Origin of the sequence: Streptomyces sp. NPDC005811 (assembly GCF_040630405.1) — a bacterium.
Lineage (GTDB): Bacteria > Actinomycetota > Actinomycetes > Streptomycetales > Streptomycetaceae > Streptomyces.
The window spans coordinates 208,357-218,183 of record NZ_JBEXXK010000013.1; the positions used below are offsets into that span (position 1 = coordinate 208,357).

Annotated in this window: 3 protein-coding genes, 1 tRNA gene and 1 rRNA gene; 1 reads left to right on the forward strand and 4 read right to left on the reverse strand. The window is 69.5% G+C overall.

Features of this window, described 5'->3' with window-relative positions; genetic code table 11:
- Positions 1 to 197 precede the first annotated feature (197 nt).
- Complete coding sequence (locus ABZ490_RS16605; RefSeq protein WP_358989886.1) at positions 198 to 5,642, reverse strand: HAMP domain-containing protein; 5,445 nt, start codon at positions 5,640 to 5,642, stop codon at positions 198 to 200.
- Positions 5,643 to 6,019: 377 nt separating this feature from the next.
- Between ABZ490_RS16605 and ABZ490_RS16610 the strand changes: the two genes are divergently transcribed.
- Positions 6,020 to 8,758 carry a SpoIIE family protein phosphatase gene (locus ABZ490_RS16610; RefSeq protein WP_358989889.1) on the forward strand — a complete coding sequence of 913 codons (2,739 nt, stop codon included), beginning with the start codon at positions 6,020 to 6,022 and terminating at the stop codon, positions 8,756 to 8,758.
- Positions 8,759 to 8,812: 54 nt separating this feature from the next.
- On the opposite strand, the gene ABZ490_RS16615 is transcribed toward ABZ490_RS16610, so the two are convergent.
- From ABZ490_RS16615 to rrf, 3 genes are all read right to left on the reverse strand, one after another.
- Positions 8,813 to 8,888: transfer RNA gene (locus ABZ490_RS16615), tRNA-Thr, on the reverse strand.
- A 75-nt stretch (positions 8,889 to 8,963) separates the two neighbouring features.
- The gene (locus ABZ490_RS16620; protein ID WP_358989923.1) at positions 8,964 to 9,626 is read right to left on the reverse strand and encodes a DegT/DnrJ/EryC1/StrS family aminotransferase; all 663 of its coding nucleotides are present in this window, start codon (positions 9,624 to 9,626) and stop codon (positions 8,964 to 8,966) included.
- Between the two features lie 114 nt (positions 9,627 to 9,740).
- Positions 9,741 to 9,827, reverse strand: a 5S ribosomal RNA gene (gene rrf, locus ABZ490_RS16625); the annotation flags it as partial.

The following is a 9,827-nucleotide window of genomic DNA, read 5'->3' on the forward strand; positions in this document are numbered from 1 at the left end:
CCTTCCTTGTGCCGGTCATGGTAGCCGCACCCCGACCGTCGCCACACCCTGTCACCGTGATGTCACTGTGCACGTAGCAGGAACGCGGCAGAAGACCAGAAGGTTCCCCGATCCACGCCCCGCCATGCACCCCGGCACGCCCTTGGTCGGCAACTTCTCACTACTTCCGCCGCATCCCGTCACATGCGCCGATCCGGTCACACCCCGCGCATCCACTGCTCCATCACCGACAGAAGATGATCAGGATCGACCGGCTTCGTGACGTAGTCGGAAGCACCCGACTCGATCGCCTTCTCCCGGTCGCCCTTCATCGCCTTCGCCGTCAGCGCGATGATCGGCAGCCCGGAGAACTGCGGCATCCGGCGGATCGCCGTCGTCGTCGCGTAGCCGTCCATCTCCGGCATCATGATGTCCATCAGGACGACCGCCACGTCGTCGTGCTGCTCCAGCACCTCGATGCCCTCGCGGCCGTTCTCCGCGTACAGCACGGACAGACCGTGCTGCTCCAGGACGCTGGTCAGCGCGAACACATTGCGGATGTCGTCGTCGACGATCAGCACCTTCTCACCGCCGAAACGGATGACCCGCTGCCCCTGCGGCGCCGGCCAGTGCGCCGCCTCACCGACCCGCTCGCCTCCGTTCGCCGAACGCCGCCGACGCCGGAACAGCGCGGCCGCGCCGTTCTGGGTCTCCTGGTACGACTTCACCTCGGCCGGCGTCACGATCCGCGCCTCGCCCAGCTCCGACCGCTCGATCGCCCCGTTCTCCGAGGCCACCAGGTCGCCGGCCTCCAGCGCGGGCACGATCTGCTGGTAGCCCTGCGGCGGCAGCTCGCTGGGGTGCAGCGGCAGATACAGCGTGAACGTCGACCCGCGCCCCGGCTCGCTCTGCGCGTGGATCTCCCCACCCAGCAGCTGCGCGATCTCCCGCGAGATCGACAGCCCCAGACCCGTACCGCCGTACTTGCGGCTGGTCGTGCCGTCCGCCTGCTTGAACGCCTCGAAGATCACCCGCATCTTGCTCGCCGCGATCCCGATCCCCGTGTCGGTCACCGAGAACGCGATCATCGGCGCGTCCGGATCCGTCAGCGAACCGGCCTCCAGCAGCTGCTCCCGGATCGCCACCGGCACATCCGTCCCGGCCGGCCGGATCACCAGCTCCACCGACCCGGAATCGGTGAACTTCACCGCGTTGGACAGCAGATTGCGCAGCACCTGCAACAGCCGCTGCTCGTCCGTGTGCAGCGTGGCCGGCAGCTCCGGCGACACCCGCACGGACAGATCCAGGCCCTTCTCCGCGGTCAGCGGCCGGAAGGTCGCCTCCACGTAGTCCACGAGCTGCACCAGCGCGATCCGCGTCGGCGAGACGTCCATCTTGCCCGCCTCGACCTTCGACAGGTCCAGGATGTCGTTGATCAGCTGGAGCAGATCGGAACCCGCCCCGTGGATCGTCTCGGCGAACTCGACCTGCTTGGGCGAGAGATTGCCCTCCGCGTTGTCGGCGAGCAGCTTCGCCAGGATCAGCAGCGAGTTCAGCGGCGTACGCAACTCGTGCGACATGTTCGCGAGGAACTCGCTCTTGTAGCGCATCGACACCGCGAGCTGCTCGGCACGCTCCTCCAGGACCTGCCGCGCCTCCTCGATCTCGGTGTTCTTCACCTCGATGTCCCGGTTCTGCTGGGCCAGCAGCTCGGCCTTCTCCTCCAGCTCCGCGTTGGACGCCTGGAGAGCCTTCTGCCGCTGCTCCAACTCCACCGACCGCTCACGGAGTTGCTCGGTCAGCTCCTGCGACTGCTTCAGCAGCAGCTCCGTCTTGGTGTTGACGGAGATCGTGTTGACGCTGGTCGCGATCATCTCTGCGAGCTGGTTGAGGAAATCCTTCTGGATCTGCGTGAACGGCGCGAAGGACGCCAGCTCGATCACCCCGAGCACCTGGCCCTCGAACAGCACCGGCAGCACGATCACCTGCGCGGGGGGCGCCTCGCCCAGCCCGGAGGAGATCTTCAGATAGCCGCTCGGCGCGTTCTCCACCAGGATCGTGCGCTTCTCCTCGGCGGCCGTGCCCACCAGCGCCTCACCCGGCCGGAACGAGGTCGGCATCGACCCCATCGAATAGCCGTACGACCCCAGCATCCGCAGCTCGTACGGGTCGTCCGTGCCCTCCGGCGAGGGCATCGCCAGGAAGAACGCGCCGTGCTGCGCGGCCACCAGCGGCGGCAGCTCGCTCATGATCAGCGAGGCCACGTCCTCCAGGTCGCGCCGCCCCTGCATGAGCGCCGACACGCGCGCGAGGTTGCCCTTGAGCCAGTCCTGCTCCTTGTTGGCGATCGTGGTGTCGCGCAGATTGGCGATCATCTTGTTGATGTAGTCCTGGAGCTCCTGGATCTCACCGGCCGCGTCCACGTCCAGCTTCAGGTTCAGGTCGCCCCGGGTCACCGCGGTCGCCGCACGCGCGATGGCCCGCACCTGGCGGGTCAGGTTCCCCGCCATCTCGTTCACGGACTCCGTCAGGTCCCGCCAGGTCCCGTCCACGTCACGCACGCGTGCCTGACCGCCGAGCTGCCCCTCCGTACCCACCTCGCGGGCGACCCGGGTGACCTCCTCGGCGAACGACGACAGCTGGTCGACCATCGTGTTGATGGTCGTCTTCAGCTCCAGGATCTCCCCGCGCGCGTCGATGTCGATCTTCTTCGTCAGATCACCCTTGGCGATGGCCGTCGTGACCATGGCGATATTGCGCACCTGACCGGTCAGGTTCGACGCCATGCCGTTCACGGAGTCGGTGAGGTCCTTCCACGTCCCCGCCACACCAGGGACGTGCGCCTGACCGCCCAGGATGCCGTCCGTGCCCACCTCACGGGCCACCTTGGTGACCTGCTCGGCGAACGAGCTCAGCGTCTTCACCATCGTGTTGATGGTGTCGGCGAGCTGCTGGACCTCGCCGCGTGCCTCGATCGTCACGGTCCGCGTCAGATCGCCGTTGGCGACCGCCGCCGCGACCTGGGAGATGTTGCGCACCTGCATGGTCAGGTTCTTGGCCATCAGGTTCACATTGCCGCTGAGGTCCTTCCAGATGCCCGTGATCCCCGGGACGTGCGCCTGACCGCCCAGGATGCCCTCGGTGCCCACCTCACGGGCCACCCGGGTCACCTGCTCGGCGAAGGACGACAGCTGGTCCACCATCGTGTTCACGGTGGTCACCAGCTCGAGGATCTCGCCCTTGGCGTCGACCGTGATCTTCTTCGACAGATCGCCCTTGGCGACCGCCGTCGTGACCTCGGCGATCTGACGCACCTGAATGGTCAGGTTGTTCGCCATGAAGTTCACCGACTGCGTGAGGTCCTTCCAGGTGCCGGAGACCCCCTGCACCTCGGCCTGACCGCCGAGCTGCCCCTCCGTACCGACCTCACGGGCGACCCTGGTGACCTCCTGGGCGAAGGACGACAGCTGGTCGACCATCGTGTTCAGGGTGTTCTTCAGCTCCAGGATCTCCCCGCGCGCGTCCACGGTGATCTTCTGGGACAGGTCACCGCGCGCCACCGCCGTGGCGACCTGCGCGATGTTGCGCACCTGGGCGGTGAGGTTCCCGGCCATGCCGTTCACCGAGTCGGTCAGGTCCCGCCACACACCGGCCACACCCGGCACCTGCGCCTGACCGCCGAGGCGGCCCTCGGTACCCACGTCCCGCGACACCCGGGTCACCTGGTCGGCGAACGCGGAGAGCTGGTCGACCATCGTGTTGATGGTGTTCTTCAGCTCCAGGATCTCCCCGCGCGCGTCCACGTCGATCTTCTGCGACAGGTCACCGCGCGCCACCGCCGTCGTCACCTGGGCGATCTGCCGCACCTGGGAGGTGAGGTTGCCGGCCATGAAGTTGACGGAGTCCGTCAGCTCCCGCCAGGTGCCCGACACACCGTCCACCCGCGCCTGACCGCCGAGGCGGCCCTCGGTGCCCACGTCCCGGGCCATCCGCGTCACCTGGTCGGCGAACGACGACAGCTGGTCCACCATCGTGTTCACGGTGTTCTTCAGCTGGAGCATCTCGCCGGAGACGTCGACGGTCACCTTCTGCGACAGATCGCCGTTGGCCACCGCCGTCGTCACCTGGGCGATGTTCCTCACCTGTCCGGTGAGGTTGCGGAACGCCGTGTTGACGGAGTCCGTCAGGTCCTTCCACGTCCCCGCCGCGCCCGACACCTGCGCCTGGCCGCCCAGTTCGCCCTCGACACCGATCTCCCGCGCCACACGCGTCACTTCGGAGCCGAACGCCGACAGCTGGTCCACCATCCCGTTGACGGTGTTCTTCAGCTCCAGCATCTCGCCGGCCACGTCCACGGTGACCTTCTGCGACAGATCACCGCTCGCCACGGCCGTCGTCACGGCCGCGATGTCCCGCACCTGCGTGGTGAGGTTGCGGAACACCGTGTTGACGGAGTCCGTCAGGTCCTTCCACGTCCCCGCCGCACCCGGCACGTTCGCCTGGCCGCCCAGCTGGCCCGCGGCCCCCACCTCGTTGGCCACGCGCGTGACCTCGTCCGCGAAGATCCGCAGCGTCTCGGTCATCTGGTTGATCGTCTCGGCGAGCTGCGCGACCTCACCGCGCGCCGGAACCGTCACCTTCCGAGACAGATCACCGCCCGCGACCGCCGTCGTGACCTCCGCGATCTGCCGCACCTGGGCCGTCAGATTGCCGGCCATGGTGTTCACCGAATCGGTGAGTTCCTTCCACACACCGTCGACACCCGACACCCGCGCCTGACCACCGAGCACGCCGTCGGTGCCCACCTCGCGCGCGACCCGGGTCACCTCGGAGGAGAACGCCGAGAGCTGGTCCACCATCGTGTTGACGGTGTTCTTCAGCTCGAGCATCTCGCCCTCGACGTGAACCGTCACCTTCCGCGACAGATCACCCTTGGCCACCGCCGTCGTCACCAGCGCGATGTCCCGCACCTGGGCCGTCAGCCGCTCCGCCATCGTGTTGACGGACTCGGTCAGGTCCTTCCACGACCCGGACATGCCGCGCACCTGCGCCTGCCCGCCCAGCTTGCCCTCGGTACCCACCTCGCTGGCCACCCGCGTGACCTCGTCGGTGAACGTCGACAGCTGATCGACCAGATTGTTGACGGTCCGCCCGACCTTCAGGAACTCCCCGCGCAACGGCTGCCCCGCCGCCCCCTCGGGCGTCTGCGTCCGCAGCTCCATCCGCGGCGACAGATCACCCTCGGCCACCGCCGACAGCACCCGCCCCACCTCGGACACCGGCCGCACGAGATCGTCGACCAACGCGTTCGAGTGATCGATCGCCGTCGCCCACGAGCCCTCACACGCGCCCGTCTCCAGCCGCTCGGTGAGCTTGCCCTCACGGCCCACCATGCGACGTACGCGCGAAAGCTCACCCGTGAGGTGGAGATTACGGTCCGCCACCTCGTTGAACACGGCCGCGATCTCCGACATCACACCGTCGCCGGACACCGTGAGCCGCTTGCGGAAGTTCCCGTCCCGCATCGACACCAGGGCCGTCAGCAGCCGCTCCAGGGCCGCCGTGTCCACCGTGGTGGTGCCACCGCGCGGCGCGCGCCTGCTCAGGGACGGTCCGCCTTTCGCGCGCGCCTTAGTGCTCCGCGTCGCTGCGCCAGACTCCACTTGCCCCTCCCGCAGGGATTCGACCGTTACGCTGTGCTGAGGTGTTGCTACTTGACGTTGCCGGTTACCGCAGGGTTTTCCGCCTGATCCAACCAGGCGGACCCGGGGGGCTGCTGCCCCCTGTACTCAGAAGACACCCAGTCTGCCCGGACCTTCACAAGAAGCTTGCCCAGTGTTTCACCCTCTCCGAACCCGGCCATAACAGTTCGGCAGCTTCGCACATCGTCCGCACACCCACGGGGCGGAAACACTGGTGACCGGCATCCGAACGGGCGGGGAAGGTAAGTAACCTTGCATGCGGCTGTCCAGCCGCGCCGGTCCGTCCGGCCTGGGCGGTGGCACGAGGCACGAGCGGGCATCGGAGGGGCGGCCGCAACATGACCACCGGACTGATCCCGGGGGGACAGCCCCCGGACCCCCGGCCTTCCGGCCTGCGCCCGCCGCAGCAGCGGCGCGACCAGGGCGGCCAGGGATCCCCCCACGTCGACGACCGGCCGAGGAGTTCCGTGATCACCGCGCGCGCGGCTGCCAGCTTCGAGCCCGTCGGGCGATCCGTCGCGACGGCCCGCTCGTTCGTCCGCGACACCCTCCAGGGCTGGGGTTTCGCGGACATCGTCGACGACGCCGTCGTCCTCACGAGCGAACTGGTGACGAACGCCGTCGTCCACGCGGGCACCCACGCCGACGTCCTGTGCCTGCGCTCCGAGGACGGCGTACGCATCGAGGTGGCCGACCGCTACCCGGAACGCGAGATCCCCCTCCAGGGCTCCCCCGCCACCATGGGCAGCCCCGACCGCGAGGGCGGCCGCGGCCTCCAGCTCTGCGCGGCCATCGCGACCCGCTGGGGCGTCGAGTACACCCCCACCCACAAACAGGTCTGGTTCCAACTCGTCCTCCCCGACCGCCCGGTGGGCACCCGCACCGCCGGACCGTCCCTCCCGGCCGACCTGCTTCCGCTCGCGGACAGCCGCGTCCGCGTGGCGGTCGTCCAGATCGACCGCGCCGGCGCCGTCTCCGCCTGGAACGAGGACGCCGAGGAACTCTTCGGCTACGCCGCCGACCAGGTCACCGGCAAGCCCCTCACCGACCTCGCCGCCTGGCCGCACACCCCCGGCACCGGCACCGGCATCGCCGAGGCCCTCCAGCTCTCCCGCTGGGAGGGCAGTTACGGCATCCGCGGCGCCTCCGGCCGGGTCACCCCGGTGTACGCCTCCCACCTGCGCGTCCGCGACACCGACGGCGAACCCTCCACGGTCTGCCTCCTGGTCCGCGACCACGAACGCGCCGTGCTGCAGACCCCGTCACGCCTGCCGGCCTCCGATACGGCCCCCACGGACGGCCAGAGCGCCGACCCGTTCGAGGTCTTCATCGGCTCCCCCGCCCCGGACGACCTCGACGGCCTCCTCCAGCGCACCGTGGAACGCGCCCGCGACATGCTCGACGGCGACTCCGCCTTCCTGCTCCTGGCCACCGACGACGAGACCGAGCTGGAGGTCCGCGCCTCCACCGGTCTGCCCTCGGCCCGCCAGCGCTTCGCGCGCGTGCCCGTCGAGGCGGGCCCCGGCCGCTACGGCTCGGCCCGGATGCCGGCCGTCCACGAGGACCTGCTGGCCGTCCCCGGCGCCGTCCCCCTGCTCAACGGCACGGGCATGCGCTCGGTCGTCACGGTCCCCCTGAAGGTGGAGGGCCGTCTCACCGGTTCCCTCGGCGTCGCGGCGGAGGCACCGGGCCGCTACTCCAACGAGGAGGCCCTGCGCCTGCAGTTCGCGGCCGACCGCATCGCCCTCGCCGTGGAGTCGGCGCGCCTCGGCGAGCTGGAACGCCTGCGCCGGGGCTCGCTCAGCTTCCTCGTCGAGGCCTCGGACCTCCTCGCCGGCACCCTCGACCGCGACCAGACCCTGGCCCTGATGGCCCAGATGACCGTGCCCACCCTGGCGACCTGGTGCGCGGTCTACACGATCGCCGACCAGGCCTCCGACCCGTATCTGTCCTACGTCCTGCACGAGGACGAGGAACTCATCGACGGCATCAAGTCGCTGCTCTCGAAGATCGCCCCGCCCGACCCGGTCCCCACCCCGGGCGCCCGCGTCTGGGCGGCCCCAGGCGAGGCCGCGCACGAGGCGGCCCTGCGCAGCTCGATGCGCAGCCTGGGTCTGACCGGCGGCCCCACGCACCAGGTGTCCTCCGGTATCGGCCCCACCCTCGCCACGGCCTCCGCGGTCGGCGGCGAGACGGTCGTGCTCCCCCTGGTCGCCCGCAACCGCGTCATCGGCATGCTGACCCTCGGCAAGCCCACCGACGAACACTTCCGCCAGGAGATCCTGGAACTGGCCGAGGACTTGAGCCGCCGGGCGGCGCTCGCCCTCGACAACGCCCGCCTCTACTCCGAGCGGACGGCCATCAGCCAGTCCCTCCAGCGCAGTCTGCTGCCCCCGGGTCTCCCCGACATCGACGGCGTGGAGGTCGACGTCATCTACCGCGCGGCCGGCGAGGGCAACGAGGTCGGCGGCGACTTCTACGACGTCTTCCCGATCAGCGACGGCGCCTACGGCTTCGCCATCGGCGACGTCTGCGGCACGGGCCCGCACGCGGCCGCCGTGACCGGCCTGGCCCGCCACGCCCTGCGGCTGCTGGCCCGGGAGGGCCTCAGCGGCCCGGCGGTCCTGGAGCGCCTCAACTCGGCCATCCTCGACGAGGGAGCCCGCAGCCGCTTCCTGACCCTCCTCTACGGCGAGATGCGCCCGCGGCCCGACGGCAGCGCTGAGCTCAAGGTGGTCTGCGCCGGACACCCCCTCCCGCTGCGCCTGCGCCAGGACGGCACGGTCGAGCCCGCCGCGGAGCCCCAGCCGCTCCTCGGTGTCATCGAGGACCTGGAGCTGTACGAGCAGACGGTCACCCTCGATCCGGGCGACGTCCTGCTGTGTGTCACGGACGGCGTCACGGAGCGCCGTGAGGGCACCCGCATGCTGGGCGACGACGGTCTGACCGACGTCCTGTCGACCTGTACGGGTCTCACGGCCGGCGCGGTCGCGGCCCGCATCATGCGCGCGGTCGAGCGTTTCGCCTCGGACGCCCCGTCCGACGACATGGCGATCCTGGCCATGCGAGTGGCGTGAAGGGAAATGGGCATGAGAAAAGCCCCCGCCCGAAAGGGCGGGGGCTTTTCTCTCTGGAGCCCCCTAACGGAATCGAACCGTTGACCTTCTCCTTACCATGGAGACGCTCTGCCGACTGAGCTAAGGGGGCTGGTCACTTTTCGAGGTTTCCCTCGCGGCAACGAAATAGAGCATACCCCGAACTGGCCGGTGTTCCCAAACTCGTTCAGAAGGCAGGCTGGAGCAGTCCGCCGAGCGCGTTGCAGGCGGCCACGATGCGCTGCATATCCCGCTTCGTCAACGAGGCGTCCACCGGCAGGGCGAGGGTCTCGTCGGCGGCCAGCTCGGTCTCCGGCAGCGACACACAGCGCCGGTATTCGGGCAGCCGGTGCAACGGGGTCTTCACCGGCACCCGGCAGTCAACTCCCCTGCTCCGCAGGGCGCGGGCGAAGGCGTCCCGGTCGGGCCGGCCGTTCCCGGGGACCCGCACGACGTACTGCTGGTAGGAGTGCCCGTTCCCGCCGTCGGGCGTGCGCACCCCGCGCAGCCGCGCATCGAGGTAGGCCGCCCGCTCCCGCCGCCGCGCGATCTCGTCGTACGGCGCCTCGGACTCCGCCTGCTCCAGCACCAGCAGCCCGTGCCGCTGCCCGACCCCGAGCAACCGCGGCACATCGGCCGGCCGCCCGAAGCGGTGTACGACAACAACGGCCGCCGTGCGCGGAGTTACGACCGCTTCGACAGCGGCCGCGTCCAGGCAGTAGGTCACCGGATCCACGTCGGCGAAGACGGGCAGCGCACCCGCGAGGGCGACGGCCCCGGCGACCTCGGCGTTCCCGAAGGCCGGCACGATGACCTCGTCACCGACTCCGACCCCTGCGGCTCTGAGCATTGCAGCAGTACCCATGTCGTGGATGCTGCGGGCGGAAGTTGAACTTCAAGTGAAGGCAAACAAAAAAGGGTTGGGCCCTGAACCGAAGTTCAGAACCCAACCCTTTGAATGATTGTTCGGCGGTGTCCTACTCTCCCACAGGGTCCCCCCTGCAGTACCATCGGCGCTGTGAGGCTTAGCTTCCGGGTTCGGAATGTAACC

Excerpts from the sequence above, each read along its gene's own strand:
- ABZ490_RS16610 (WP_358989889.1), top strand. The coding sequence starts at position 6,020 with ATGACCACCGGACTGATCCCGGGGGGACAGCCCCCGGACCCCCGGCCT.
- ABZ490_RS16620 (WP_358989923.1), bottom strand. The coding sequence starts at position 9,626 with ATGCTCAGAGCCGCAGGGGTCGGAGTCGGTGACGAGGTCATCGTGCCG.